The organism is Streptomyces sp. NPDC048018 (genome assembly GCF_043202995.1).
Lineage (GTDB): Bacteria > Actinomycetota > Actinomycetes > Streptomycetales > Streptomycetaceae > Streptomyces.
On the sequence record NZ_JBIDBK010000006.1, the window covers coordinates 39,456 to 65,152 of the forward strand.

Below are 25,697 nucleotides of genomic sequence, written 5' to 3' on the forward strand. Positions count from 1 at the left end.
TTCCAGATGCCGGACCGCGGAGGCGGCACAGGTCCGTCCGGGCCAAGGATCCGAGTCGGACGGCCGTCCCGGCGCGCCCGTACGCTGCTGATGACGCTGGGTGTCCTGGCCGTCCTCGCCATGGCGTTCGTGATGTTCGCCGGGTTCTGGACGGACTGGCTGTGGTTCCGCTCGGTCCACTACTCGTCCGTGTTCACCACCACGCTGTGGACCAAGATCGGCCTCTTCCTGGTCTTCGGTCTGCTCATGGCGCTCGCCGTCGGCCTGAACATCTGGCTGGCGTACCGGCTGCGGCCGCCGCTGAGCGCGATGTCGGTCGAGCAGCAGAGCCTCGACCGGTACCGGATGGGCCTCGCGCCCTTCAAGAAGTGGGTGCTGCTCGCGGTCACCGCCCTGGTGGGCCTGATCGCGGGTGCCTCCGCCTCCGGGCAGTGGCGCACCTGGCTGATGTGGGTGAACGGGGTCTCGTTCGGCGAGAAGGACCCGCAGTTCCAGTTGGACGTGTCGTTCTACGCGTTCGACCTGCCCTGGTACCGCTTCCTGCTGGCCTTCGGCTTCGCCGCCGCGATCCTGTCGCTGATCGCCGCCGCGCTCACGCACTACCTGTACGGTGGGCTGCGGGTCACCAGCCCGGGCGCCCGCGCGACGGCCGCCGCGACCGGACACCTGTCGGTGCTGCTCGGCGTCTTCGTCTCGCTCAAGGCCGTGGCGTACTGGCTCGACCGGTACGGCCTCGCCGTGAAGTCCAGCGACTTCAAGGCGACGGGCAACTGGACCGGTCTGCGGTACGTGGACGCCAACGCCTATCTGCCGGCCAAGACCATCCTCTTCTGCATCGCCGTGATCTGCGCCGTGCTGTTCTTCGCGACGCTGTGGCGGCGCACCTGGCAGCTGCCGGTGATCGGATTCGGCCTGATGGTGCTCTCGGCGATCCTGATCGGCGGGCTGTACCCGGCCATCGTGCAGAAGTTCCAGGTCCAGCCGAACGAGCAGGCCAAGGAAGCGCCGTACATCAAGAAGAACATCGACGCGACCCGCAAGGCCTACGCCATCGACTCCACCAAGCCGGAGGAGTACTCGGGCAAGTCGACGGTCAAGGCCAAGGACCAGCTCCGCGCCGACGCCGACACCGCCGCCAGCTACCGGCTCGTCGACCCGAACATCGTGTCGCCGACCTTCCAGCAGCTGGAGCAGAAGCGGAAGTACTACCAGTTCCCGCTGACCCTCGACGTCGACCGCTACAAGGGTCAGGACACCGTGGTCGGCCTGCGCGAGCTCAACATCCGGGGCATCCCGAAGCGCAACTGGATCAACGACCACTTCACCTACACCCACGGCTACGGCGCGATCATGGCCAAGGGCACCCAGACGGACGCCAACGGCTCGCCGGTCTTCACCGAGCAGGGCCTGCCGACGACGGGTCAGCTCGGGCCGTACGAGCAGCGCGTCTACTACGGCGAGAAGACCGACCAGTACTCGATCGTGGGCGGGCCCCAGAAGGAGCTCGACTACGAGGAGAACGGCGAGAAGACCACCAGCTACGCCGGCAGGAGCGGGGTCAACCTCTCCAACGCCTTCAACCGGGCGGCGTACGCGGTCGCGTTCAGCGAGCCGCAGATCCTCTACTCGGGGGCGATCGGCGACGGCTCGCGGATCCTCTACAACCGCACCCCCAAGGAGCGGGTTGAGGCCGTCGCGCCCTGGCTGACCATCGACGGCGACGCCTACCCGGCGGTCGTGAACGGGCGCATCCAGTGGATCGTCGACGCGTACACCACCACCAACGGCTACCCCTACGCCTCCCGCACGACGCTGGGCGAGAGCACGGCCGACGCGCTGACCGTCGGCAACCAGCAGCGCGCGGTGGTCGCCCAGCAGAACCAGGTCAACTACATCCGCAACTCGGTGAAGGCCACCGTCGACGCCTACGACGGCACGGTGAACCTCTACCAGTGGGACACGAAGGACCCGGTCCTCAAGACCTGGATGAAGGCCTTCCCGGACACGGTCAAGCCGCGCTCCGAGATCGCCCCGGACCTCATGCAGCACCTGCGCTACCCGCAGGACATGTTCAAGGTCCAGCGTGAGCTGCTCACCCGCTACCACGTGCAGGACCCCGCGCAGTTCTACAGCGGCTCGGACGCCTGGCAGGTGCCGGACGACCCGACCAACAAGGACGGCAACGCGGTCCCGCCGTACTACCTGAGCATCAAGCTGCCCGGGGACCCGTCGCAGCAGTTCTCGCTGACGACGACCTTCACGCCGAACGGCCGGCCCAACCTGGGCGGGTTCATGGCGGTGGACGCCGACGCCAACAGCAAGGACTACGGGAAGATAAGGCTGCTGAGAGTCGGGGAGGACGTGCCGGGTCCCCAGCAGGTCCAGAACAAGCTCAACAGCCTCCCGTCCGTGGCCACGTTCGTCCGTGACATGAAGGGTGCCGACTCCGACATCCTCTACGGCAACCTGCTGACGGTGCCGCTGGACGGCGGCTTCCTGTACGTGGAACCGGTCTACGCCCAGGGACGCAACCTGCCGTACCCGCTGCTCAAGAAGGTCGCGGTCTCGTACGTGGACGCGGACCAGCCGGCCGGGGACACGACCAAGGACACCACGGTGTTCGAGGACAACCTCACGGCGGCGCTGAACGCGGTGTTCGGGGTCGAGGGCTCCGCCCCGCCGACGACCCAGCCGCCGGGCACCAAGCCCCCGACCACCACCCCGCCGACGAACGACGCCGCGCTGAAGCAGGCCATCGCCGACGCGCAGAAGGCGTACGACGACGGGGAGGCGGCGCTCCAGAAGGGCGACTGGGCGGCCTACGGCAAGTCGCAGGAGGCCCTGCAGGACGCGCTCAAGCGGGCCGCCGACGCCGGAGCGAAGCTCCAGAGCGGTACGGGAGCCGGCGGGGGCAAGCCCGCCCCGAAGCCCACCCCCAGCTCCTCGGCGAGTCCGCCGGCCGCCCCGGGGAGCTGATCACCGGTAAGAGCACCACTCCGCGTCGTGATAGGTTGTGAACACAACGACGCGGGGTGGAGCAGCTCGGTAGCTCGCTGGGCTCATAACCCAGAGGTCGCAGGTTCAAATCCTGTCCCCGCTACTGAAGACAAGGCCCGGATCCATTGGATCCGGGCCTTCGTCATGCCCCGAAGAGCGGTATGGATGGGGTGAGTTGGGGCGGGACGTGTTTGACTTGTCACTCTGTGGGCATGTCGACAAAACGCTGAAGTGACCTCACTGGCTGCGGTATACGAGGTGTACGCGGGTTGCAGGTGGTGCGACGATGGTATTTATGGGGGACAGGGCAACTCTGTTGGAGACAGGGCGGTTTGTGCAGCGGCATTCGGGAAACGCCGCAGACGAGATCATCGAGGCCGCGGGGGCCGTCGATGCGGCCGTCGACACCACCGCCGAGCACGAGACCGAGGCCGAGACCGAGGCCCGTCACCGGCGTGCCGCCGAGAACGGCGACGCCGCGGCCATGAGCGTCCTCGGCGCGCTGCTGCTGCGCCGGGGCGACCTGGACGCCGCCGAGCCGTACCTGCGCGCGGCCACCGGCCAGGGTGACCGCGCCGCCGCCAACAACCTGGGAGTCCTGCTGCACCAGCGCGGCTACCCGGACGAGGCCGCCGGCTGGTGGCGGGTCGCCGCCGTCGCCGGCTCCGCGCCCGCCGCGCACGCCCTCGGCCGTCATCACCGCGAGCGCGGGGACGAGCCCGGCGCCGAGTACTGGCTGCGCCAGTCCGCCGAGCAGGGGCACGCCCTCGGCGCGTACGCCCTCGCCGACCTCCTGGAGCACCGCAGCGACGTCGGCGCCGAGCGCTGGCTGCGCGCCGCCGCCGAGCAGGGTCACCGGGAGGCCGCCTACCGGCTCGCCCTCGCCCTGGAGCGGCGTGCGGAGCCCGACCGCGGCCCGCACGCCTACGACACCGCCACCGGCCTGCGCACCCCGGCGACCGGACCGGCGGACGCCGGCAAGGCCCCTGCCGCGCCCCGGGCCGCCGTGCCCCGGCCCACCGCGCCCAAGGAGGGGCTCGCGGAGGCCGAGCAGTGGTTCCGGCAGGCCGCCGCGCGCGGCCACCGCCGGGCCGCCCTGCACCTGGGCGCGCTCCTGGAGAAGCGCGGCGAGCTCAAGGAGGCGGGCCGCTGGTACCTGACCTCCGCCAAGGACGGCGAGGCCAAGGCGGCCTGCGCGCTCGGCTTCCTGCTGCGCGACGCGGGCGACGAGGAGAGCGCCGCCGTGTGGTGGCTGCGCGCCGCCCAGGACGGCGACGGCAACGCCGCCAACGCGCTCGGCGCGCTGCACGCCGCCCGCGGCGAGCAGCAGACCGCCGAGCGCTGGTACCGCGCCGCCATGGACGCCGGCGACGTGAACGGCGCCTACAACCTCGGGCTGCTCTGCGCCGCCCAGGAGCGCACCGCGCAGGCCGAGCAGTGGTACCGCCGGGCCGCCTACGCCGGCCACCGTGAGGCCGCCAACGCGCTCGCCGTCCTGTTGCTCCAGGCCGGGGACGCCAACGGCGCCGAGCCGTGGTTCTCCAAGGCCGCGGAGGCGGGCAGCGTCGACGCCGCCTTCAACCTCGGCATCCTGCACGCCGGCCGTGACGACGACCGCACCGCGCTGAGCTGGTACGAGCGCGCCGCGGCCGCCGGGCACACCGAGGCCGCTCTCCAGGTCGGCATCGCGTGCCTGCGCGACGGCGACGAGCAGGCCGCCGAGCGGCATCTGCGGTGCGCCGCCGGTGGCGGCAGCGCCGAGGCGGCCTTCCGGCTCGCCTCCGTGCTCGACGCGCGCCGGCCGACCCCCGGGCCGCCGGCCCTCGGGGCGCCGCGCGAGGAGAAGAGCGAGTGCGAGGAGTGGTACGAGCGCGCCGCCGAGCAGGGGCACCGCCGTGCGCAGGTGCGGGTCGGGATGCTCGCCGCCGCCCGCGGCGACGTGGCGGAGGCGGCCCGCTGGTACCGGGAGGCGGCCGAGGCCGGCTCCCGCAACGGTGCGTTCAACCTGGGGCTGCTGCTCGCCCGCGAGGGCGGCGAGCGGGAGGCCGCCCTGTGGTGGACCCGCGCCGCCCACGCGGGGCACGGCCGGGCCGCGCTCCGGCTCGCCCTGCTGGCCGCGCGCCGCGGTGAGCTGACCGAGGGACGCCGCTGGTGCGCCCGCGCCGTGGAGCTCGGTCCGGCCGAGGTGGCGGAGCGGGCCGCGCGGCTGAGCGAGGCGCTGCACCAGGAGCTCACGGCGTAACGCGGCTCACCCGCCTCACCCGTCTCACTGATTTGCCCTGCTCCGAACGGTCCCGTAAGGTTGTGCTCACCGACGCGGGGTGGAGCAGCTCGGTAGCTCGCTGGGCTCATAACCCAGAGGTCGCAGGTTCAAATCCTGTCCCCGCTACTCAGTAGCACGAAGGCCCGGATCCGGAGACGGATCCGGGCCTTCGTCGTTCTCCGGCCGCGAGGTGCGGGCGTGCGGGGGCGGACGGGAAAGCCCCCGCCGGCTGCCGGCGGGGGCTTCGTGTCGTTCGGGGGTCACGCCGTGGTGGCGCAGTTCGGGCAGATGCCCCGGTAGGTGACCTCGACGTCCGAGATCGTGAAGCCGAAGCGCTCCGAGTCGGGGAGGTCGGCCAGCGGGTCGCCCGCCGGGTGCACGTCGCGGATCGCGCCGCAGCGGGCGCAGACCAGGTGCTGGTGGGGCCGGTGCGCGTTCGGGTCGTACCGCTTGGCGCGGCCGTCGGTGGCGACCTCGATGACCTCGCCGAGGGTGACCATCTCGCCCAGCGTGTTGTAGACGGTCGCCCGGGAGATCTCGGGCAGGCGCCGCACGGCGCGGGCGTGGACCTCGTCGGCGGTCAGGTGTACGTGATCGCCGTCGAGCACCTCGGCCACGACACGACGCTGCGCGGTCATCCGCCAGCCGCGGCCGCGCAGTCGTTCCAACAGGTCACTCATGGGGGTCAGGGTAACAGTCGCCTTCGGCGAGTTCCGAATCGGTGTGAGTTTGGATCCGGGCTTGACTTGGACGAAGTCCATCATAGGATCGGGCACGGAAGGGCGGGGTGGGCACAGCCGGGCCCGCGGCGGACCCGCCTCCTCCGCTTCCGCTCCGCGGACGAAGACCTCGGCAAGCGGCTCGACGCCGCGGTCCAGGCCCTGCGCGGCCGAGGGCGCCTGTCGTGGGAGAAGAGGGCCGGACGTCCGTACCCGTACGGGGTCCGGCCCTCTCGCTCGTCCTGGGGCCGTCGTCAGACGGCCAGGCGGGCCGGTGTCCAGCAGCGGATGATGTCGCGTACGGAGACGATGCCGACCGGTCCGTGGTCGTCGAGGACCACCAGGTGACGGAATCCGCCGCGGGTCATCGCGTCCGCGGCCTCCTCCAGGGTCCAGGTCGGAGCGGCGAAGACGACGTCGCGGGTGGTGTGGGCGTCGGCGGTCTCGTGGTCGGGATTCCGGTCGCTTCCGAGGGCGTTGAGGATGTCGCGTTCGGTCAGGATGCCGAGTCCGCTGGTGTCGGTGTCGAGGACGATCGCCGCGCCGACGCGTCGCGCCGACATCAGGCGGGCCGCCTGGCGGAGGGTATGGGCCGGGCCGATGGTGAGGACCACCGAGCTCATGGCGTCACGGACGAGCATGAAGGGGACCACCTCCTGTTCGAGAACTCTTTCACAAGTTCACAAGTGGGGGGAGTCTCAGAGTGACACCGAGAACGGCGGCCAACAAGGGGGCGCGCGTGGTGCGCGGGGGTGCACACCCGTCCCGCGAGCGGGCGTTCGTGGACACCCCAGGAGGGGTCAGCCGCCCAGGTAGCCGAGCAGCTCGCCGTGCAGCAGGCCGTTCGACGCCGCCGCGTTGCCGCTGTGCGGGCCGTGCCGGCCGTCGAGACCCGTGAAGGTGCCCCCGGCCTCCTGGACCACGATCGCCGTGGCCGCCATGTCCCACAGGGACAGCTCCGGCTCCGCGCAGATGTCCACCGAGCCCTCGGCGACCATCATGTACGGCCAGAAGTCGCCGTACGCCCGGGTCCGCCAGACCGCGCGGCCGAGGTCGAGGAAGCCGTCGAGCCGGCCGCGCTCCTCCCAGCCGGTCAGGCTGGAGTACGCGAACGAGGCGTCCTCCAGCCGGCCGACCTTCGACACCCCGAGGCGGGTCGCCTTGGCGAGGCTGCGGCCGGTGTACGCGCCGAGCCCCTTCGCCGCCCACCACCGGCGGCCGATCGCCGGCGCCGACACGACGCCCACCACCGGCTGGAAGCCGGTGTCGCCGGCCTCCATCAGCGCGATCAACGTCGCCCACACGGGCACCCCGCGCACGTAGTTCTTGGTGCCGTCGATGGGGTCGATCACCCAGCGGCGCGGGCCCGTGCCCTCGACGCCGTACTCCTCGCCGAGGATCGCGTCCCGCGGCCTGGCGCGCTGCAACTGACCGCGGATCAGCTCCTCGGCAGCGCGGTCGGCCTCGCTGACCGGGGTCATGTCGGGCTTGGTCTCGACCTTCAGGTCGAGCGCCTGGAACCGGTCCATCGTGGCCGCGTCCGCGGCATCCGCGAGGACATGGGCGAGACGCAGATCGTCGTGGTAATCGGCCATGGTCGAAACTCTATCCCCCGGACAGGGATCGGTCGGCGGTGGGCCTTGACAGTGCGTGGTCGCGCGTCAACGCTGAGCGCAGTGACGACCTGGCCGGGAGGCGACGATGCCGACTGCCCGTAAGCCGCCGAAGGCGCCGAGCGCCCGGGAGGCGCTGCTCGACGCGGCCCTCGCGGCCCTCGGCGCGCTGCCCTGGTCCGCGGTGCGGATGGTGGACGTCGCCACCGCCGCGCGGGTCTCGCGGCAGACGCTCTACAACGAGTTCGGCAGCAAGGAGGGGCTGGCCCGCGCCCTGGTGCGGCGAGAGGCCGACCACTACCTGCGCGGCGTCGAGACCGTCCTCGCCGAGCCGGGACCGCCGGGCCGCCGTCTGGTCGCCGTCGCCGAGTGGACCGTCGCCACGGCCGCCGCCCGGCCCGTCCTGCGCGCCCTGCTCACCGGCGCCTGGGGGGAGCGGCTGCCCGTCCCCCGGCCCGTGCGCACCGGGGCCCGCGCCGCCGCCGTCCCCGAGCAGCGGCGTGCGGACGCCGGGGTGCCGTCACCGGGCGAGCTGCTGCTGCAGGCGAGGGACCGGGCGGCGGCGCTGCTCGCGGAGGATCCCGGCGCCGCCGCCCGCTCCTGCGAGCTGGCGTTGCGGCTCGCCCTGTCGTACGTCGTGGCCCCGGCGCGGGCGACGGCTCAGTGCGCGGAACCCGACAGCTGGAGGCCGATGACCCCCACGATCACCAGCGTGATCGAGACGATCTTGAGCGTGGACACCAGGTCGCCGAGGAACACCATTCCGTAGATCGCCGTCCCGGCGGCCCCGATCCCGGTCCACACCGCGTACGCGGGGCCGACGTCGAGCTTGCGCAGGGCGAGCGTCAGCAGACCGAAGCTGCCGAGGGCGAAGCAGGCGAACGCGACCGTCGGCCACAGGCGCGTGAAGCCGTGCGAGAGCTTCAGGCAGACCGCGAACCCCGTCTCCAGGATCCCGGCGACCACCACCAGCAGCCACGCCATCGTCAGTGCCTCCCACGCCGTCGGTGACTGCTTCGTCTCACTTGGTGCGATTATGCACTTACCAGGAGGTCGCGTCGGCAAACGCGGGCGCCAGGGGTGACGCGTCGTCAGTCGCCCTCGCGGCGCTCCCGCGTGGCGAGCAGCCGCCGCAGCGAGAACAGCCGCGCCGGGTCGGCGTGGCCCTCCTCGACCCAGGCGTCGAGCGCGCAGTCCGCCTCGTCGTGCGAGCAGGCCCGAGGGCAGTTCTCCGTGCCCGGCTCCAGGTCGGGGAAGGCGTGGATGACCCGGGACGGGTCGACGTGGTGCAGCCCGAAGGAGCGCACGCCCGGCGTGTCGATGACCCAGCCGTCCGCCTTGTCGAGCGGCAGCGCGAGCGCCGAGGTCGTGGTGTGGCGGCCGCGGCCGGTCACCGCGTTCACCCGGCCGGTGATCCGGCGCCGCTCCTCCGGCACCAGCGCGTTCACCAGGGTCGTCTTGCCCACGCCCGAGTGCCCGACGAAGGCGGTCACCCGGTCGCCCAGGTACGCGCGCACCCGGTCCGCCGCCCCGCCGTCGTACAGCTCCTCGCGGTTCACCACGACGTACGGGATGTCGAGGTCGCCGTACAGCTCCAGGATCTTCTCCGGCGGCGCCAGGTCCGACTTCGTCAGCACCAGGAAGGGGGTGAGCCCGCCGTCGAAGGCCGCGACCAGGCAGCGGTCGATCAGGCGCGGGCGCGGCTCGGGATCGGCGAGCGCCGTCACGATCGCCAGCTGGTCGGCGTTGGCGACGACCACCCGCTCGTACGGATCGTCGTCGTCCGCCGTACGGCGGAGCACCGAGTCCCGCTCGCTGATGCGCACGATCCGCGCCAGCGTGTCCTTCTCGCCGGACAGGTCGCCCACCAGGGAGACCCGGTCGCCGACCACGGCCGCCTTGCGGCCCAGCTCGCGGGCCTTCATGGCCAGGACCACCCGGTCGTCGACCAGGCAGGTCAGCCGGCCCCGGTCCACGGTGAGGACCATGCCCTCGACGGCGTCCTCGTGCTTGGGGCGGATGTTGGACCGGGGACGGTTGCCCTTGCGGTTGGGCCGCTGGCGGATGTCGTCCTCGTCGGTGCGCTTGCCGTAATGCCGCATGGCTCAGGCTCCGAGCATTTCGGTCCACATCCTGGGGAAGTCGGGCAAGGTCTTCTCGGTCGTCCGCACGTTCTCGATCTCCACGCCCTTCACGGCGAGGCCGAGCAGCGCGCCCGCGGTCGCCATCCGGTGGTCGTGGTACGTGTGGAAGACCCCGCCGCGCAGCGGACGCGGGCGGATGTGCAGCCCGTCCCCGGTCTCCGTGACGTCGCCGCCCAGCCCGTTGATCTCCTTGGTGAGCGCGGCGAGCCGGTCGGTCTCGTGCAGCCGCAGATGGGCCACGCCCCGCAGGGTGGACGGCGAGTCCGCGAGCGCGGCGACGGCCGCGATGCCCGGGGTCAGCTCGCCGACCTCTCCCAGGTCGATGTCGATGCCGTGGATCCGGCCCGAGCCGGTGAAGGTCAGACCGCGCTCGGTCAGCTCGCAGGAGCCACCCATGACGGTGAAGATCTCCCGCAGCGCGTCACCCGGCTGGGTGGTTCGCTCCGGCCAGTCCGGCACCGTGACCCGGCCGCCGGTGACGAGCGCCGCGGCCAGGAAGGGCTGGGCGTTCGACAGGTCCGGCTCCACGACCAGGTCGCGGCCGAGCAGCGCGGAGGGCGCGACCCGCCACACGTCGGGCTCCCCGCCGTGCTCCGGCTCGTCCACCTGCGCGCCGACCGCGCGCAGCATGTCGACCGTCATCCGGATGTGCGGGAGGGAGGGCAGCCGGTCGCCGACGTGCCGCACCTCGACGCCGTGGTTGAAGCGTGCGCCCGAGAGCAGCAGGGCGCTCACGAACTGGGAGGACGAGGAGGCGTCGATCTCCACGACACCGCCCTGCAGACCGCCGCCGCCGTGCACGGTCATCGGCAGCGCCCCGCGCGCGTCGTCGTCGATCCGGGCGCCGAGGGCGCGCAGCGCGTCGATCACCCCGTGCAGCGGGCGTTCGTGGGAGCGCGGGTCGCCGTCGAAGCGGACCGGGCCGTCGGCCAGGGCCGCGACCGGCGGCAGGAAGCGCATCACCGTGCCGGCGTTGCCGACGTCCACGGTCGCGGGGCCGCGCAGCCCCGCCGGGAGGACCCGCCAGGCCTCGCCGGAGCCGTCCGGGCCCACGCCCTCCTCGATCTTCACGCCGAGGGTGCGCAGCGCCTCGGCCATCAGCAGCGTGTCGCGCGAGCGCAGCGGCCGGCGCACCCAGCCGGGTTCGGCGGCCAGGGCGGCGAGCACCAGGGCCCGGTTGGTGACCGACTTCGATCCGGGCACGGTGACGGTGGCGTCGACGGGGCCGCCGGCGTACGGGGCGGGCCAGAGGCCGGTGAGCGGATCGATGGGCGCGGAGCTTTCGGTCATGCCCTCACTGTACGGGGGGACGGGAGGCCGCTACACGCTCGCTGCGCGCCCACTACAGGCCGAGCAGCCAGCGTCCGCCGCCGATCAGGGAGCAGATCGAGACCGCGTGGAAGAAGAACAGCCACAGCGCCGGCGGCACGTGGGTGAGCCGGCCGAGCTGGTCCGCGTCCGAGTCCCCGGCCCCTCCGTGCCGCCGTTTGGCCTGCAGCTCGAAGGCCGGGCGTACGCCGCCGAGCAGCAGGAACCAGACCGCCGCGTACGCGAAGACGGACTGCACGTCCGGGGAGGTCAGCCAGGACACCAGGAGGAACACCGCGCCGGTGAGCAGCACGGTGAAGATCCCGTACGCGTTGCGGACCATCACCAGCAGCGCCACGAGCAGCGCCGTGGCCAGCCAGAGCAGCAGCGTGATCCGGTGCGAGGAGAGCAGCGCGGCGCCGCCGAGGCCCAGCAGCGGGGCGGCGGTGTAGCCGGCGGCGGCCGTGAGGATCATGCCGAGGCCGGTCGGGCGGCCGCGCGAGACGGTCAGCCCGCTGGTGTCCGAGTGCAGCCGGATGGACTGGAGCCGGCGCCCGGTGACGAGGGCGACCAGCCCGTGACCGCCTTCGTGCGCGATGGTGATCGCGTTCCTGGACAGGCGCCACAGGGAACGCGGCACGACCGCGGCGAGGGCGGCGACGGCCGTGGCGATCACGATCCACTCCGCGGGCGCGGGCTGGGTGCCGAGGACTTCGGTCATTTCTCGGACGGCTCCTCGGTCGGGGGACGGGACCTGGCAGTGTGGCACTCATGTGCGGACGGTATGCAGCGAGTCGGCGGCCCGAGGATCTCGTGGAGGTCTTCGAGGTCGAGAAGTGGGAGCCCGAGGAGACCCTGGCACCCGACTGGAACGTGGCCCCGACCAAGGAGGTCCACGTGATCCTGGAGCGTCCTCTCAAAGACGCGGAATCGCGGCGGCCGGTTCGCCAGATGCGCACACTGAAGTGGGGCCTGGTGCCGTCCTGGGCGAAGAGCCCGGAGGGCGCCGCCCGGATGATCAACGCCAGGTCCGAGACCCTGCACGAGAAGCCCTCCTTCAAGAAGGCCTTCGCCGCCCGCCGCTGCATCGTGCCCGCCGACGGCTACTACGAGTGGGTGACCGGCGCCGCCGAGCGGGACCTGGAGGTCGAGGGGAAGCGGAAGCGGCCCCGCAAGCAGCCCTACTTCGTGACCCCCGCCGACGGCTCGGTCTTCGCCATGGCCGGCCTGTACGAGTTCTGGCGGGACCGCACCCTGCCCGACGCCCACCCGCAGGCCTGGTGGGTGACCTGCTCGGTGGTCACCACCGAGGCGGAGACCGCTCCGCTGGGTGTCGCGCCCGCCGAGGGCCCGGCCTCGCTCGCCGACATCCACCCGCGGATGCCGCTGATGCTGACGCCGGACCGCTGGGACGCCTGGCTGGACCCGTCCCGCACCGCGCTCGACGAGCTGCGCGGACTGCTCGCCCCGCCGCCGGAGGGCCTGATGCGGGCCTATCCGGTGTCGACGGCGGTCAGCAACGTACGGAACAACGGGGCCGAGCTGCTGAAGGAACTGGAGGGACCGGAGGAGGGAACCCTCTTCTGAGCCCCGCCGGGGCCTCGTGCGCCGGGACACCGGGGCCTCATGAGCCGGGTCCGCGCGTCCCGGCGGTGCAGGATGGGGGCGTGACGAAGAGCGAGATCGTTCCGACCGACGCCGGGGACGCCCGGATCACCTGGGCCGCCGCCAGGAAGCCCTGGACCGTGCTCGCCGTGAGCCACGGCGCGGGCGGCGGCATCGAGGCCCGCGACCTCCAGGCCCTCGCCGCCGCGCTGCCCGCCGAAGGGGTGACGGTGGCCCTCGTCGAGCAGCCCTGGCGGGTGGCCGGGAAGAAGGTCGCCCCCGCCCCGAAGACCCTGGACACCGGCTGGCGCGGGCTGTGGCCCGTGCTCGCCGCCCCCGGCCTGCCGGTGATCGCCGGCGGGCGCAGCGCGGGCGCCCGGGTGGCCTGCCGGACCGCACGCGAGCTCGGGGCGGGCGCCGTGCTCGCGCTGAGCTTCCCGCTGCACCCGCCGGGCAGGCCGGAGAAGTCGCGAGGTGACGAACTCCTGGGGGCGGGCGTGCCCACGCTCGTCGTGCAGGGCGGCAACGACCCCTTCGGGAGGCCCGCGGAGTTCCCGGACGGCCCCTACACCCTCGCCGAGGTCCCGTTCGGCGACCACGGCTTCGCCGTGCCCAAGCGGGCGACGCTCACCCAGGAAGAGGCGGTCGACATGATCGTCCGCGAGGTCTCGGGGTGGATCGCGTCACTTCGGTGACCGCACGGTCGCTGCGGGAATGCGGAACGGGGGACCGCTGTTGTGAGGGACATCGGTGCCGGAGAGACCAAGGAAGAGGGAGTCCGCCGTATGGGTCCGACCATCTGTCCGAAGCGCCCGCAGGCCGCTGACCTCGACTGGACGGTGCTGCCCGGGCCTAGGACCGCCCCTATTCGGGCGGCGGGCGGAGGGGTTCCTCGTCTATCCTCCGAAGCGAGCGGGTCCGCGTTCGGATTCGCCGCAGCGCTGGAGGAGGTGGGTCCGGTCACTGGGACCGACACAGGGACCGACGACGGCCCCGAGGAGACGACCGAGGAGCGCAACGCGCGCTTCGAGCGGGACGCCCTCGGCTACCTCGACCAGATGTACTCGGCCGCGCTGCGCATGACGCGCAACCCCGCGGACGCGGAGGACCTGGTGCAGGAGACCTACGCCAAGGCGTACGGATCCTTCCACCAGTTCCGTGAGGGCACGAACCTCAAGGCGTGGCTGTACCGCATCCTCACGAACACCTTCATCAACTCGTATCGCAAGAAGCAGCGTGAGCCCCAGCGCTCCGCTGCCGAGGAGATCGAGGACTGGCAGCTCGCCCGCGCCGAGTCGCACATGTCGACCGGACTGCGGTCCGCGGAGTCGCAGGCCCTCGACCACCTCCCCGACTCCGACGTGAAGGAAGCGCTGCAGGCGATCCCCGAGGAGTTCCGCATCGCCGTCTACCTCGCCGACGTCGAGGGCTTTGCGTACAAGGAGATCGCGGACATCATGGGGACACCCATCGGTACGGTGATGTCCCGACTGCACCGGGGCCGCCGCCAGCTGCGCGGCATGCTCGAGGACTACGCCCGTGAGCGCGGGCTGGTTCCCGCGGGCGCCGGAGAGTCGACGCACGATCTGAAAGGCTCGGGCTCATGAGCTGCGGAGAGCCGCACGAGACGGACTGCTCTGAGGTCCTGGACCACCTCTACGAGTTCCTCGACCGGGAGATGCCCGACGGTGAATGCACCAAGTTCGAGGTGCACTTCGAGGAGTGCTCCCCGTGCCTGGAGAAGTACGGCCTGGAGCAGGCCGTCAAGAAGCTCGTCAAGCGCTGCTGCGGCAGCGACGACGTGCCGATCGACCTGCGGGCCAAGGTGATGGGCCGGATCGAGATGATCCGCGAGGGGCACCTGCTCCCCGAGCAGGACGCCACGGCCGCTCCGGTGACCTCGCAGGAGCAGTAGCCGGCACACGGCCCGAAGGCCGGGCGAGGCTCTCGCCCGGCCTTCGGCGTACCCGGTCCCGGACCCGCACCGGTGTGTCCGTCGGCTGATCGGCTTGTATCACCCGATGGTGCGAATCGGTCCGGGCCGCCCGCCCCCGCCGCGTCGAATCGCTAGCGTGACGGGCGTGATGGGCGCGAAGGTCATTCCGCGGGCGAGGGCCGTTCGGTCGAAGGCCGCCGCACGGTCGAAGCCCGCCCGGCGGTCCCGGGCCGTGCCCCGGGCGGCACGGGCCTACGTCTGCTGCGCCCTGCTCGTCGCCGTCGCGCTCGGCCTGCCCGCGTTACGCCCCGGCGCCGGCACCCCCTGGCCGACCGTCCTGCTGCTCGCCGCCCTCTACGCGGTGTGCGAACTGCCCGGCCGCTGCCGGTTCGTCGGCCGCGCCTTCCGCGGCGCCCCGGGGTCCGCCCACGTGTCCCCGGGCACCGGCTCCTTCTTCCCCGTCCTGCTCGCCGCCGCGCTGCTCCTGCCGCCGGCCGCCGCCGCGCTCGCCGCCGTGCCCGGCGCCCTGCTCTCCCGCGTCGAGCGGCCGCCCTTCGCCCTGCGCCGGGCCTGGCGGGCCGCCCAGCTCGCCCTGGCCGTCTGGGCCGCGGCCGTGGCCGGGCAGTCCCTCCAGCGCCCGGGGGCCCTCGGACGCGGGCCCGACACCCCGGACTTCCCGTACGTGCTGCTGCCGGCCGGGGGCGCCGCGCTCGCCTTCTGCCTGGTCCTCACCGCCCTCGACGGCGGCATCCGCGCCACCGCCGAACAGCTCCCCCCGCGCACCGCCTGGCGCGGGCTGCTCGGCCGGGCCCTCGCCCCGCACGCCGTGCACGGACTCGCCGGACTGATGATGGCCGTGCTCTGGCGCAGCAGCTACGGGCCGGTCGCCGCCCTCTTCGTGCTGCTGCCCATGTACATCTCCTGCTGGAGCTTCGCCCAGTACCACCGCGAACGCGCGGCGCACCAGGCCACCATCCGGGCCCTCGTCCAGGCCGTCGACATCAAGGACCGCTACACCCGCGGCCACAGCGAACGGGTCGGTCACGCCTCCGTCCTGATCGCCCGTGAGCTCGGCATGGACGAGCCGCGCCTGGAGGTCGTCCGCTTCGCCGGCATCCTCCACGACGTCGGCAAGCTCGGCGTGCCGACCCGGGTGCTCCGCAAGGACGGGCCGCTCACCCCCGAGGAACGCCGGGTCATCGAGCTGCACCCCGAGTACGGCCACGAGATGGTCCGCGGCATCGGCTTCCTCGGCGAGGCCCGCACGGCGATCCTGCACCACCACGAACGCATGGACGGCAGCGGCTATCCGTACGGCCTCAAGGGCCGGCAGATCCCCGAGTACGCGCGCGTGGTCGCCGTCGCCGACGCCTTCGACGCCATGACCTCCACCCGCTCGTACAGCAGGGCCCGCCCCGTCGGGACGGCCCTCGCCGAACTGGAGCGGTGCGCCGGCACCCACTTCGACCCGCGCATGGTCGACGCCCTGGCCCGTGCCCTGCGCCGGCACGGCTGGCGGACCGAGGTCACCGCCGACGAGCCCGCCGTCCCCGCCCAACGCACGGCGCAGCCCGGCACGGACCGCACCGGCAGCGGCGAAGCCGGCACCACGAGGGCGGCCGCCGGTGCCCGAGCGCGCGGGGCCCGCACCGAGCGGACCGGCACCAGAGAGACCGGTGGGGTGGGAGCGTCCGCCGAGGCGACCACGGCCGCGTCCCCGGAGGATCCGTCGTGAGACCGCACGGGCGCGCCGGGCGCGTCACCGTCCGCGCCGTCCACGGGGCCGCCCTGCTGCTGACCCTCGCCGGCCTCGGCGCCACCCTCTGGCAGGGCGTCGACGAACCGGGCAGCGCCCTCGCCTTCGGCCTCCTCATCGCCCTCGGCGAGCTCGCCCGCCGGGGCGCCCAGCCCGGCGAGCGGGAACCGGCCCCGGTGGCCGCCGCCGGTGCCCTCGCGTACGCCCTGCTCGGGCAGAACGGCGGCCAGGCGAGCACCCACGGCGTCCTCCAGACCGTCGCCGTCGTCGTGGCGGCCGGCCTCGCCGGGATCGTGCCCCACGTGGCCCGCGGCCGCGGCCCCGACCGCGACCAGCTGGCCCGGCGCACCCTCACCGTCGGCTTCACCGCGCTCTGCTTCCAGCCCCTCTACAACGCCGGCACCCTCACCGCCCATCTCGGCCGCGGCCCCTCCTACGCCCTCTTCCTGCTCCTGCTGCTCCTGCTCACCGCCCTGTGCGACGCCGTCCTCGCCGCCCTGCTGCACCGTGCCCGCACCGGCCACCCCTACGGTCCGCTGCTCCGCGACGAGCTGCGCGCCCTGCTCGGCATCGGCTCCGCCGTCTGCGCCACCGGCACCGTGATGGCGCTCGGCGTCGCCGTCGCCGGGCTGTGGGCACTGCCCGTCTTCGCCGTACCGCTGCTGCTCGCCCAGGTCTCCTTCCGGCGGTACGCGGCCGTGCGCACCACCAACCGGCAGACCATCGCCTCGCTCGCCCGCGCCACCGAGATCGCCGGCTGCACCCCGCACGGCCACGCCCACCGGGTGGCCGCGCTCAGCCGGGCCGTGGGCCGGGAGCTCGGCCTGTCCGGGACCGAGCTGACCGTCCTCGAACACGCTGCGCTCATGCACGACATCGGACAGCTCTCGCTCGTCGACCCCGTCGACGGCGGCGCCACCGCCTCGCTGCCGGCCGAGGAACAGCGCCGGATCGCCCTGCTCGGCGGCGCCGTGGTGCGCCAGAGCGGCGTCCCGGAGGCCGTCGCCGTGGTCGTCGAGCGGCAGGCCGACCCGTACCGGGAGCAGCCGCTGTCCGCCCGGATCGTCCGCACCGTCAACGCCTACGACGACTTCGCCGCCGGCAGCGCGGGCGGCGGTCTCGGCGCCCTGGAGCGGCTGCGGCTCGGCACCGCGCGCGACCACCACCCCGACGTGGTCGAATCCCTGGCGAGGGTCCTGGCACGCGGAGGTGTCCCGACGGGCGTCGCCCCCGTCCCACCGGGGTAACCCATGGGTAATGAGCGCGCGTCCGACCGGGCATGGTTGGATGCGAACAAGAGGGTGAAGCGACCGGCAGGCGGGAATCGTGAGGATCTTCGGGAAGGTACGGCATCGGCCCTCCGCCTCGTGGCGGCAGGCCACCGACCGCGCGTTCACGCTGATCGGCGACGGCCGGTACGAGGACGCGGGGGCGCTGCTGACGCGCGCGGCGGACCTGGAGCCCTGGCTCTCCGAGTCCTGGTTCAACCTGGCCCTGCTGCACAAGTTCCGGCACGACTGGGAGCAGGCCCGGGCCGCCGGGCTGCGCGCCGTCGCGCTGCTCGACAAGGAGACCGGCGCCCCCGACTGGTGGAACGTGGGCATCGCCGCCACCGCCCTGCAGGACTGGCCGCTGGCCCGCCGCGCCTGGCAGGCCTACGGGCTCAAGGTCCCGGGGGCCTCGGCGGGCACCGGCGAGCCGGCCGGCATGGACCTGGGCAGCGCGGCCGTGCGGCTCTCCCCGGAGGGCGAGGCCGAGGTCGTGTGGGGCCGCCGGCTGGACCCGGCCCGGATCGAGGTGCTGTCCATCCCGCTGCCCTCCTCCGGCCGCCGCTGGGGCGAGGTCGTCCTCCACGACGGTGTGCCGAACGGCGAGCGCACCACGAGCGCCGGCCCCTCGTACCCCGTCTTCGACGAGATCGAGCTGTGGGCCCCGTCACCGGTGCCCACCTGGGTGGTCCTCCTGGAGGCCGCCACCGAGGCCGACCGGGACGCACTGGAGCAGCTCGCTGCCGATGCCGGCTTCGCCGCCGAGGACTGGTCGTCCTCCGTACGGCTGCTCTGCCGGGCCTGCTCGGAGTCGACCATGCCCAGCGCCGAGGGCGAGGGCGAGCACCTGGACCCGCACGACCACAGCGAGCCCGGCCACCCCGGCCCGCTCGGGCACCGCTCGCCCGGCGAGCTGTGGGTCCCGGAGCGCGAGTGCGGCATCGCCGCCCCCGCGGGCCTGGTCCGCGGCCTCCTCGACGGCTGGGTCGCGGACAGTCCGGACAGCCGGGAGTGGCGGGATCTCGAAGAGGTCTGCTGAGCAGGGATGTCCGGGCCCGTAGGCTGTCCCCTGACGGAATCGGGTTTCAGGGAAGGCGCGGCCGGAGATGGCGCAGCAGCAGACGGACGAGCAGATCGACGACTTCATCGTGGACACGGAGGACTGCGAGGAGCGTGAGCTCGCCCACCGTGAGCGGGGCACCTCGCGGCCCATCACGGTCGTCGGCAACCCCGTCCTCCACCGCGAGTGCAAGGACGTCACGGAGTTCGGCGACGAGCTGTCCCAGCTGATCGACGACATGTTCGCGAGCCAGCGCACCGCCGAGGGCGTCGGCCTCGCCGCGAACCAGATCGGCGTGGACCTGAAGGTCTTCGTGTACGACTGCATGGACGACGAGGGCGTCCGCCACGTCGGCCACGTCGTCAACCCGGTCCTGGAGGACCTGCCGGCCGAGCTCCGCGTCCTCGACGAGGCGAACGAGGGCTGCCTGTCGGTCCCGACCGCGTACGCCGAGCTGGCCCGCCCCGACTACGCCGTGGTGCGCGGCCAGGACCTGGCGGGCAACCCGATCCGGGTCCGCGGCACCGGCTACTTCGCCCGCTGCCTCCAGCACGAGACGGACCACCTCTACGGCCGCCTCTACATCGACCGCCTGTCGAAGCGCGACCGCAAGGACGCCCTGCGCCAGATGGAGGAGGGCACGCCGCGCTACCCCGTCGTCGCGAACGACTGACGCTCGTGGACATGCCGAAGGGCCCCGCTCCCCCCGTGGAGCGGGGCCCTTCGGCGTACCGGTGCGGACCGGCGGGCTAGAAGTCCTCGTCCAGGTCCACCGAGCCCTCGACCGCCACCTGGTAGGCGGACGGGCGGCGCTCGAAGAAGTTGGTCAGCTCCTGGACGCCCTGGAGCTCCATGAAGCCGAACGGGTTCTCCGAGCCGTACACCGGGGCGAAGCCCAGGCGGGTCAGGCGCTGGTCGGCGACGCACTGGAGGTACGCCCGCATCGACTCGGTGTTCATGCCCGGCAGGCCGTCGCCGCACAGGTCGCGGCCGAACTGGAGCTCGGCCTCGACGGCCTCCTTCAGCATGTCGGTGACCTGCTGCCGGAGCTCGTCGTCGAAGAGGTCGGGCTCCTCCTTGCGGACGGTGTCCACGACCTCGAAGGCGAAGTTCATGTGCATCGTCTCGTCGCGGAACACCCAGTTGGTGCCGGTGGCCAGGCCGTGCAGCAGACCGCGCGACCGGAACCAGTACACGTAGGCGAAGGCGCCGTAGAAGAACAGCCCCTCGATGCAGGCGGCGAAGCAGATCAGGTTCAGCAGGAAGCGGCGGCGGTCGGCCCGGCTCTCCAGGCGGTCGATCTTCTCGACCGAGTCCATCCACTTGAAGCAGAACTGCGCCTTCTCGCGGATCGACGGGATGTTCTCGACGGCCGCGAAGGCCGCCGCACGGTCGTCCGGGTCGGGCAGATAGGTGTCGAGCAGCGTCAGATAGAACTGGACGTGCACGGCCTCCTCGAAGAGCTGGCGCGACAGGTACAGGCGCGCCTCCGGGGAGTTGATGTGCTTGTACAGCGTCAGGACCAGGTTGTTGGCCACGATCGAGTCGCCGGTCGCGAAGAAGGCGACCAGGCGCCCGATCATGTGCTGCTCACCGGGGGTGAGCTTGGCGAGGTCGGCGACGTCCGAGTGGAGGTCGACCTCCTCGACGGTCCAGGTGTTCTTGATCGCGTCCCGGTAGCGCTCGTAGAAGTCCGGGTAGCGCATCGGGCGGAGGGTCAGTTCGAAGCCCGGGTCCAGCAGGTTCTTTTCGGCGGACGTCGTCATTACTGGCAGGCCTCGCAGGACTCGGGGTTCTCAAGGGAGCAGGCGACGGCGTCGGCGTCGGGCGCCGCCTGCTGGACGGGGACGGTGCTGGCCTGGGCGGCGCGGGCGATCCGGGTCGCCGGGCGCGAGCGCAGGTAGTACGTGGTCTTCAGGCCCTGCTTCCAGGCGTACGCGTACATCGACGACAGCTTGCCGATGGTCGGCGTCTCCATGAACAGGTTCAGGGACTGCGACTGGTCCAGGAACGGCGTACGGGCCGCCGCCATGTCGATCAGACCGCGCTGCGGGATCTCCCAGGCCGTGCGGTACAGCTCGCGGACCTCGGCCGGGACCCAGCCGAAGCCGGCCACCGAGCCGTTGGCGTCGCGCAGCGCCTCGCGGGTCTGCGCGTCCCACACGCCGAGCCGCTTGAGCTCGTCGACCAGGTACGAGTTGACCTGGAGGAACTCGCCGGACAGCGTCTCGCGCTTGAACAGGTTGGAGACCTGCGGCTCGATGCACTCGTACACGCCGGCGATCGAGGCGATCGTGGCGGTCGGGGCGATGGCCAGCAGCAGGCTGTTGCGCATGCCGACGGCGGCGATCCGCTCGCGCAGCGCGGCCCAGCGCTCGGGCCAGTTCAACGTCACGTCGTAGTGGTCGGGGTGCAGCACGCCGCGGGCGGTGCGGGTCTGCTCCCAGGCCGGCAGGGGGCCGCTGCGCTCGGCCAGGTCGGCGGAGGCCTCGTACGCGGCGAGCATGATGCGCTCGGCGATCCGGGTGGAGAGCGCCCGCGCCTCGGGGGAGTCGAAGGGCAGCTTCAGCTGGAAGAACACGTCCTGGAGGCCCATCGCGCCCAGGCCCACCGGGCGCCAGCGGGCGTTGGAGCGCCCGGCCTGCTCGGTCGGGTAGAAGTTGATGTCGACGACCCGGTCGAGGAAGGTGACGGCCGTGCGGACGGTCTCGTCGAGCCGCTCCCAGTCCAGGTCCGAACCGGCCACGAAAGCGCCCAGGTTGACCGAGCCGAGGTTGCAGACGGCCGTCTCGCCGTCGTTCGTGACCTCGATGATCTCGGTGCAGAGGTTCGAGGAGTGGACGACCGTGCCGGGCTCGGCGGTCTGGTTCGCGGTGCGGTTGGAGGCGTCCTTGAAGGTCATCCAGCCGTTGCCGGTCTGCGCGAGGGTCCGCATCATCCGGCCGTACAGGTCACGGGCCGGCATGGTCTTCCGGGCCAGGCCCCTGGCCTCGGCGGCACGGTAGGCCGCGTCGAACTCCTCGCCGTACAGGTCGACCAGTTCGGGAACGTCCGCCGGGGAGAACAGCGACCACTCGGCGTCCGCGTTGACCCGGCGCATGAACTCGTCCGGGATCCAGTGCGCCAGGTTCAGGTTGTGGGTGCGGCGGGCGTCCTCGCCGGTGTTGTCGCGGAGCTCCAGGAACTCCTCGATGTCCGCGTGCCACGTCTCCAGGTAGACGGCGGCGGCGCCCTTGCGGCGGCCGCCCTGGTTCACGGCGGCGACCGAGGCGTCGAGGGTCTTCAGGAAGGGGACGATGCCGTTGGAGTGTCCGTTGGTGCCACGGATCAGCGAACCGCGGGCGCGGATCCGGGAGTAGGACAGACCGATGCCGCCGGCGTGCTTCGACAGGCGCGCGACCTGGTGGTAGCGGTCGTAGATGGAGTCCAGCTCGTCCTGCGGCGAGTCGAGCAGGTAGCAGGACGACATCTGCGGGTGGCGGGTGCCGGAGTTGAACAGGGTGGGGGAGGACGGCAGGTAGTCGAGCCGGCTCATCAGCCCGTACAGCGCCGCCACTTCGTCCAGGGCGCGGACGGAGTCGTCCTCGGCGAGGCCGGCGGCGACGCGGAGCATGAAGTGCTGCGGCGTCTCGATCACCTTGCGGGTGATCGGGTGGCGCAGCAGGTAGCGCGAGTAGAGGGTGCGCAGACCGAAGTAGCCGAAGCGGTCGTCGGCGGCGAGGTCGATCGTCCCGTCGAGCCGGTCGGCGTGCAGGGCGACGAACTCGGCGGTGCGGTCGGCGATCAGCCCCTCGCGGTGACCCACGGCGACGGAGGCGGAGAAGCAGACCGCGCCCTGGCCGGCGGCCTCCTCGGCGATGGTGAGCGTCAGCAGCCGGGCGGCGAGCCGGGAGTAGGCCGGGTCCTCGGCGATCAGGCCCGCGGCGGCCTCGGTGGCCAGCTCGCGCAGCTCCGCCTCGTCCGAGCCGGCGTGCCGGCCGCGCAGGGCGGCGGCGGCGACCTTGCCGGGGTCGGTGTCCGGGAGATCGGCGGTGAGATCGGTCAGGGTCCGCAGGAGTACGGTCCCGGGGCCGTCGCTCTCGATCGCTGCGGCCGGATCGGCGGGCGCGATGGTCACGTGGGGGCTCTCCCTCGCTCGGCTCGGGGCCAGGGCGGGAGGCGGGAACGGGCGGCCGCACGCACGGCGGCGCCGCGTCCACCGGCCCACTCCGCGAGGCCCGGACGTCTGTGGCACCCGGAACGGACGGACCGGGCGCACTGTCGGCAGGTCTTCGGACTCGCTCGTACGACGAAATGCACGAAGCACACCGTTGCGGGACAGTTCCGGATTTCCACCGGATTCCCCTGCGGCGACAGCGAGCACGAGCATACATGTGGGGGGCGCCTCTGATGGCACCCCCCACATGTTGTGTGTCGTGTGTTTCCCTACAACTCCAGGGCGTAGCAGAGAAGTACGAATTCGGGCCGCTCGGGGATGGGGGCCCAGTCCCGTTCCGGGGCGCGGAGGAAGCCCAGGCGTTCGTAGATGCGGTGCGCGGTGCGCATCCCGGTCTGGGTCGACAGGACGATCCGCGCACAGCCCGGGACGGCCCGGGCGCGATCGACGCAGGCCCGGACGAGCGCCTCGCCGACGCCGCGGCCGCGGGCGGCGGGAGCCACGGCCAGCATCCGGATCTCGGTCTCTCCGGGCTTGGCGCGGTCGCCCATCACCCCGGGGGCCGGGACGAAGGTGACGCCGCCGAGGAGGGCGCCCTCCTCGCCCACGGCCACCAGGACGTCGGCCACCTCGGCCCGTCCGGCCACGTTCCGCAGATGGCCCAGGTACCAGTCGTCCTCGCCGCGCAGGAGGTGCCCGTCGTCCAGGTAGGCCCGGCCGGTGATCTCGCCGAGGGTCTCGTACTCCTCCGGCCGTACATCTCTGATCGTGAAGTCCATGCTCCAGTCTCCCGCGGGCCGTCCGCTCCGCGGGCGCCGGTGCCCCGGACTTCGCGCGTCCGCAACACACGGCCGCCGGGACCCCCTGGCAGGGGTCCCGGCGGCCGTCGGAGCCGTGCCGGGCTCAGTGACCGGCGCCGACCTTCGGCAGGTCGGTGGAGACGCCCGGGTCGCCGGCGTCCGCGGTGTAGTCCTCGGGCGAGGTCTCGTCGACGCCGTCCGGCGTGCCCACGGCCCGCAGGACGAGGGTGAGGACGACGGTGACGAGGACGTTGAGCACGAAGGCGGTGAGGCCGATGTAGCCGATCTCGCCGATGCCCGGGATCTCGGCCGCGGAGCCGCCGAAGTGCTTCTGGGTGGGGCTGGCGACCCCGTACGCGGCGGCCGTGCCGTAGACCATGCCGACGGCCCAGCCGGCGAGCAGCGCCCAGCGGTGCATCCAGCGGGTGAACAGACCGCCGACCAGGGCGGGGAAGGTCTGCAGGATCCAGATGCCGCCGAGCAGCTGGAAGTTGATGGCGACCGTCTTGTCCATGGTGAGGACGAAGACCAGGGCGCCGACCTTCACCAGCAGCGAGACCAGCTTGGAGACCTTGGTCTCCTGCGCGGGGGTCGCGTCGGGCTTGAGGAAGTCCTTGTAGATGTTGCGCGTGAACAGGTTGGCCGCGGCGATCGACATGATCGCGGCGGGCACCAGCGCGCCGATGCCGATCGCGGCGAAGGCCACGCCCGCGAACCAGTCCGGGAACATGTTCTCGAAGAGCTGCGGGATGGCGAGCTGACCGTTCTTCACCGTGACGCCGGCCGCGATGGCCATGAAGCCGAGCAGCGCGAGCAGACCCAGCATCAGCGAGTACAGCGGCAGGATCGTGGTGTTGCGGCGGATCACCTCACGGCTCTTGGAGGAGAGCGTCGCGGTGATCGAGTGCGGGTACATGAACAGGGCGAGCGCCGACCCCAGCGCCAGCGTGGCGTAGGTCCACTGACCCGCGTCGCCGGGCACCAGCGCGCCCTTGGGCTTGCCCGTGGCGGGGTTGACCGTCGCGTAGGCCTCGCCGGCCTTGGCGAAGATCTCGTCGAAGCCGCCCAGCTTGATCGGGATGTAGATGATCGCCACCGCGATGACGATGTAGATCAGCGTGTCCTTGACGAACGCGATCAGCGCGGGCGCGCGCAGTCCGGACGAGTAGGTGTACGCGGCCAGGACGCCGAAGGCGATGAGCAGCGGCAGGTCCTTGACGAACCAGTTGGTGTTCTCGCCGCCGCCGACGCCCATCACGTCCAGGACGGCCTGGATGCCGACGAGTTGGAGCGCGATGTAGGGCATGGTGGCGAGGATGCCGGTGACGGCGACCGCCAGCGACAGGCCCTTGGAGCCGAAGCGGCCGCGGACGAAGTCGGAGGTGGTGACGTAGCCGTGCTTGTGGGAGACCGACCACAGGCGGGGCAGGAAGGTGAAGATCAGTGGGTAGACCAGGATCGTGTACGGCACCGCGAAGAAGCCGGCCGCGCCCGCCGCGTAGATGGCCGCCGGGACGGCGACGAAGGTGTACGCCGTGTAGAGGTCGCCGCCGAGCAGGAACCAGGTGACCCAGGTGCCGAAGGACCGGCCGCCGAGACCCCACTCGTCGAGGGTGTCGCTCTCGGCCCGGCGCCAGCGCGCGGCCAGGAAGCCCATGACCGTGACGGCCAGGAAGAAGAACACGAAGACGCCGAGCGCGACGCCGTTCACGCCGTCCTTCATCGCGCGTCACCCCCCTTGCGGGCGCGCTGGTCGCGCTGCCACAGCTTGTACGCGATCACGGTGAGCACGGTGGAGACCAGCACCCAGAGCATCTGGTACCAGTAGAAGAACGGGACGCCGATCAGGATCGGGTCCACCTTCGCGTACGAACTCACCCAGAGCATCGCGACGAACGGCGCGAAGAGGCAGAGCGCGATGACCACCCTCAACGGCGTGATGACCGGTTGTTTCCCTTGTGTCGCTTCTGACATGGCGAAACCGTCCCCTCACTGATCACCTCGTGATGACGGGGAAATCTAGGGGACGGTCCCGCTGTTAGGAACCCCTGTCCGTATAACGGATCAGGTGT

General features: G+C 72.2%; 23 protein-coding genes, 2 tRNA genes and 1 riboswitch. Of the genes, 13 read left to right on the forward strand and 12 right to left on the reverse strand.

The window, feature by feature from the left end; translation table 11 throughout:
- Positions 1 to 6: 6 nt before the first annotated feature.
- From ACGF1Z_RS23485 to ACGF1Z_RS23500, 4 genes are all read left to right on the forward strand, one after another.
- On the forward strand, positions 7 to 2,976 hold the full coding sequence (locus ACGF1Z_RS23485) for a UPF0182 family protein (protein WP_393007021.1): 2,970 nt from the start codon (positions 7 to 9) through the stop codon (positions 2,974 to 2,976).
- A gap of 50 nt (positions 2,977 to 3,026) precedes the next feature.
- Positions 3,027 to 3,100, forward strand: a tRNA-Met gene (locus ACGF1Z_RS23490).
- A gap of 183 nt (positions 3,101 to 3,283) precedes the next feature.
- Positions 3,284 to 5,239 (forward strand): tetratricopeptide repeat protein, encoded by a 1,956-nt coding sequence (locus ACGF1Z_RS23495; RefSeq protein WP_393007023.1) that lies wholly within the window; start codon positions 3,284 to 3,286, stop codon positions 5,237 to 5,239.
- Positions 5,240 to 5,312: 73 nt separating this feature from the next.
- Positions 5,313 to 5,386: transfer RNA gene (locus ACGF1Z_RS23500), tRNA-Met, on the forward strand.
- A gap of 134 nt (positions 5,387 to 5,520) precedes the next feature.
- Here ACGF1Z_RS23500 and ACGF1Z_RS23505 read toward each other — a convergent pair.
- The 3 genes from ACGF1Z_RS23505 to hisN all read right to left on the reverse strand — a co-directional run bounded on the left by ACGF1Z_RS23505 (position 5,521) and on the right by hisN (position 7,574).
- Positions 5,521 to 5,940 (reverse strand): Fur family transcriptional regulator, encoded by a 420-nt coding sequence (locus tag ACGF1Z_RS23505; RefSeq protein ID WP_393007025.1) that lies wholly within the window; start codon positions 5,938 to 5,940, stop codon positions 5,521 to 5,523.
- Positions 5,941 to 6,233: 293 nt separating this feature from the next.
- Positions 6,234 to 6,620 carry a cyclic nucleotide-binding/CBS domain-containing protein gene (locus ACGF1Z_RS23510; RefSeq protein WP_393007027.1) on the reverse strand — a complete coding sequence of 129 codons (387 nt, stop codon included), beginning with the start codon at positions 6,618 to 6,620 and terminating at the stop codon, positions 6,234 to 6,236.
- 159 nt (positions 6,621 to 6,779) lie between these two features.
- Positions 6,780 to 7,574: a histidinol-phosphatase gene (gene hisN, locus ACGF1Z_RS23515; RefSeq protein WP_393007029.1), complete on the reverse strand. Its 795-nt coding sequence runs from the start codon at positions 7,572 to 7,574 to the stop codon at positions 6,780 to 6,782.
- Positions 7,575 to 7,680: 106 nt separating this feature from the next.
- On the opposite strand from hisN, the gene ACGF1Z_RS23520 reads away from it, so the two are divergent.
- Positions 7,681 to 8,361 carry a TetR/AcrR family transcriptional regulator gene (locus tag ACGF1Z_RS23520; protein WP_393007031.1) on the forward strand — a complete coding sequence of 227 codons (681 nt, stop codon included), beginning with the start codon at positions 7,681 to 7,683 and terminating at the stop codon, positions 8,359 to 8,361.
- Here the strand turns inward: ACGF1Z_RS23520 and ACGF1Z_RS23525 are convergent.
- The 4 genes from ACGF1Z_RS23525 to ACGF1Z_RS23540 form a co-directional block, all read right to left on the reverse strand.
- Positions 8,253 to 8,576 carry a DMT family transporter gene (locus tag ACGF1Z_RS23525; protein WP_393007033.1) on the reverse strand — a complete coding sequence of 108 codons (324 nt, stop codon included), beginning with the start codon at positions 8,574 to 8,576 and terminating at the stop codon, positions 8,253 to 8,255. The two genes, ACGF1Z_RS23520 and ACGF1Z_RS23525, sit on opposite strands and share 109 nt — an antisense overlap.
- Before the next feature lie 107 nt (positions 8,577 to 8,683).
- Positions 8,684 to 9,694, reverse strand: a complete 1,011-nt coding sequence (gene rsgA, locus ACGF1Z_RS23530) for a ribosome small subunit-dependent GTPase A (RefSeq protein WP_393007035.1) — start codon at positions 9,692 to 9,694, stop codon at positions 8,684 to 8,686.
- Between the two features lie 3 nt (positions 9,695 to 9,697).
- Positions 9,698 to 11,026: a 3-phosphoshikimate 1-carboxyvinyltransferase gene (gene aroA / locus ACGF1Z_RS23535; protein WP_393007037.1), complete on the reverse strand. Its 1,329-nt coding sequence runs from the start codon at positions 11,024 to 11,026 to the stop codon at positions 9,698 to 9,700.
- 52 nt (positions 11,027 to 11,078) lie between these two features.
- Positions 11,079 to 11,765 carry a M50 family metallopeptidase gene (locus ACGF1Z_RS23540; RefSeq protein ID WP_393007039.1) on the reverse strand — a complete coding sequence of 229 codons (687 nt, stop codon included), beginning with the start codon at positions 11,763 to 11,765 and terminating at the stop codon, positions 11,079 to 11,081.
- Positions 11,766 to 11,815: 50 nt separating this feature from the next.
- Here ACGF1Z_RS23540 and ACGF1Z_RS23545 point away from each other — a divergent pair, with 50 nt between their 5' ends.
- From ACGF1Z_RS23545 to def, 8 genes are all read left to right on the forward strand, one after another.
- A complete protein-coding gene (locus tag ACGF1Z_RS23545) occupies positions 11,816 to 12,631 on the forward strand; it encodes an SOS response-associated peptidase (RefSeq protein WP_393007041.1) in 816 nt (271 codons plus the stop codon).
- 80 nt (positions 12,632 to 12,711) lie between these two features.
- Positions 12,712 to 13,344, forward strand: coding sequence for an alpha/beta family hydrolase (locus tag ACGF1Z_RS23550; RefSeq protein ID WP_393007043.1), 633 nt, complete (start codon positions 12,712 to 12,714; stop codon positions 13,342 to 13,344).
- A 255-nt stretch (positions 13,345 to 13,599) separates the two neighbouring features.
- Positions 13,600 to 14,256, forward strand: coding sequence for a sigma-70 family RNA polymerase sigma factor (locus ACGF1Z_RS23555; RefSeq protein ID WP_345485741.1), 657 nt, complete (start codon positions 13,600 to 13,602; stop codon positions 14,254 to 14,256).
- Positions 14,253 to 14,564 carry a mycothiol system anti-sigma-R factor gene (gene rsrA, locus ACGF1Z_RS23560; RefSeq protein ID WP_393007045.1) on the forward strand — a complete coding sequence of 104 codons (312 nt, stop codon included), beginning with the start codon at positions 14,253 to 14,255 and terminating at the stop codon, positions 14,562 to 14,564. Before ACGF1Z_RS23555 ends, rsrA begins: the two co-directional genes overlap by 4 nt.
- 157 nt (positions 14,565 to 14,721) lie before the next feature.
- Positions 14,722 to 16,320, forward strand: coding sequence for an HD-GYP domain-containing protein (locus ACGF1Z_RS23565; RefSeq protein WP_393007047.1), 1,599 nt, complete (start codon positions 14,722 to 14,724; stop codon positions 16,318 to 16,320).
- Positions 16,317 to 17,588 (forward strand): HD domain-containing protein, encoded by a 1,272-nt coding sequence (locus ACGF1Z_RS23570; RefSeq protein ID WP_393007049.1) that lies wholly within the window; start codon positions 16,317 to 16,319, stop codon positions 17,586 to 17,588. The genes ACGF1Z_RS23565 and ACGF1Z_RS23570 overlap by 4 nt, the downstream gene beginning before the upstream one ends.
- A gap of 79 nt (positions 17,589 to 17,667) precedes the next feature.
- Positions 17,668 to 18,648 carry a tetratricopeptide repeat protein gene (locus ACGF1Z_RS23575; protein WP_393007051.1) on the forward strand — a complete coding sequence of 327 codons (981 nt, stop codon included), beginning with the start codon at positions 17,668 to 17,670 and terminating at the stop codon, positions 18,646 to 18,648.
- Between the two features lie 67 nt (positions 18,649 to 18,715).
- Entirely contained in the window at positions 18,716 to 19,342 is a 627-nt protein-coding gene (def, locus tag ACGF1Z_RS23580) for a peptide deformylase (protein ID WP_393007053.1), read from the forward strand.
- Between the two features lie 76 nt (positions 19,343 to 19,418).
- Here def and ACGF1Z_RS23585 read toward each other — a convergent pair whose 3' ends face one another.
- The 5 genes from ACGF1Z_RS23585 to ACGF1Z_RS23605 form a co-directional block, all read right to left on the reverse strand.
- Entirely contained in the window at positions 19,419 to 20,435 is a 1,017-nt protein-coding gene (locus ACGF1Z_RS23585; protein WP_393007055.1) for a ribonucleotide-diphosphate reductase subunit beta, read from the reverse strand.
- Positions 20,435 to 22,786, reverse strand: coding sequence for a ribonucleoside-diphosphate reductase subunit alpha (locus tag ACGF1Z_RS23590; RefSeq protein ID WP_393007057.1), 2,352 nt, complete (start codon positions 22,784 to 22,786; stop codon positions 20,435 to 20,437). The genes ACGF1Z_RS23585 and ACGF1Z_RS23590 overlap by 1 nt, the downstream gene beginning before the upstream one ends.
- 127 nt (positions 22,787 to 22,913) lie before the next feature.
- Positions 22,914 to 23,051: riboswitch (cobalamin riboswitch) on the reverse strand.
- 43 nt (positions 23,052 to 23,094) lie between these two features.
- Positions 23,095 to 23,604 (reverse strand): GNAT family N-acetyltransferase, encoded by a 510-nt coding sequence (locus tag ACGF1Z_RS23595; protein ID WP_393007059.1) that lies wholly within the window; start codon positions 23,602 to 23,604, stop codon positions 23,095 to 23,097.
- A gap of 124 nt (positions 23,605 to 23,728) precedes the next feature.
- A complete protein-coding gene (gene mctP / locus ACGF1Z_RS23600; RefSeq protein WP_393007061.1) occupies positions 23,729 to 25,348 on the reverse strand; it encodes a monocarboxylate uptake permease MctP in 1,620 nt (539 codons plus the stop codon).
- The gene (locus ACGF1Z_RS23605; RefSeq protein WP_393007063.1) at positions 25,345 to 25,599 is read right to left on the reverse strand and encodes a DUF3311 domain-containing protein; all 255 of its coding nucleotides are present in this window, start codon (positions 25,597 to 25,599) and stop codon (positions 25,345 to 25,347) included. The genes mctP and ACGF1Z_RS23605 overlap by 4 nt, the downstream gene beginning before the upstream one ends.
- Between the last annotated feature and the right edge of the window lie 98 nt (positions 25,600 to 25,697).

Coding starts and splice junctions, on each gene's coding strand:
- rsrA (WP_393007045.1), top strand. CDS start 14,253: ATGAGCTGCGGAGAGCCGCACGAGACGGACTGCTCTGAGGTCCTGGAC.
- ACGF1Z_RS23525 (WP_393007033.1), bottom strand. CDS start 8,576: ATGGCGTGGCTGCTGGTGGTGGTCGCCGGGATCCTGGAGACGGGGTTC.
- hisN (WP_393007029.1), bottom strand. CDS start 7,574: ATGGCCGATTACCACGACGATCTGCGTCTCGCCCATGTCCTCGCGGAT.
- ACGF1Z_RS23495 (WP_393007023.1), top strand. CDS start 3,284: ATGGTATTTATGGGGGACAGGGCAACTCTGTTGGAGACAGGGCGGTTT.
- ACGF1Z_RS23595 (WP_393007059.1), bottom strand. CDS start 23,604: ATGGACTTCACGATCAGAGATGTACGGCCGGAGGAGTACGAGACCCTC.
- ACGF1Z_RS23485 (WP_393007021.1), top strand. CDS start 7: ATGCCGGACCGCGGAGGCGGCACAGGTCCGTCCGGGCCAAGGATCCGA.
- mctP (WP_393007061.1), bottom strand. CDS start 25,348: ATGAAGGACGGCGTGAACGGCGTCGCGCTCGGCGTCTTCGTGTTCTTC.
- ACGF1Z_RS23545 (WP_393007041.1), top strand. CDS start 11,816: ATGTGCGGACGGTATGCAGCGAGTCGGCGGCCCGAGGATCTCGTGGAG.
- def (WP_393007053.1), top strand. CDS start 18,716: ATGGCGCAGCAGCAGACGGACGAGCAGATCGACGACTTCATCGTGGAC.
- ACGF1Z_RS23585 (WP_393007055.1), bottom strand. CDS start 20,435: ATGACGACGTCCGCCGAAAAGAACCTGCTGGACCCGGGCTTCGAACTG.
- ACGF1Z_RS23605 (WP_393007063.1), bottom strand. CDS start 25,599: ATGTCAGAAGCGACACAAGGGAAACAACCGGTCATCACGCCGTTGAGG.
- aroA (WP_393007037.1), bottom strand. CDS start 11,026: ATGACCGAAAGCTCCGCGCCCATCGATCCGCTCACCGGCCTCTGGCCC.
- ACGF1Z_RS23520 (WP_393007031.1), top strand. CDS start 7,681: ATGCCGACTGCCCGTAAGCCGCCGAAGGCGCCGAGCGCCCGGGAGGCG.
- ACGF1Z_RS23510 (WP_393007027.1), bottom strand. CDS start 6,620: ATGCTCGTCCGTGACGCCATGAGCTCGGTGGTCCTCACCATCGGCCCG.
- rsgA (WP_393007035.1), bottom strand. CDS start 9,694: ATGCGGCATTACGGCAAGCGCACCGACGAGGACGACATCCGCCAGCGG.
- ACGF1Z_RS23540 (WP_393007039.1), bottom strand. CDS start 11,765: ATGACCGAAGTCCTCGGCACCCAGCCCGCGCCCGCGGAGTGGATCGTG.
- ACGF1Z_RS23505 (WP_393007025.1), bottom strand. CDS start 5,940: ATGAGTGACCTGTTGGAACGACTGCGCGGCCGCGGCTGGCGGATGACC.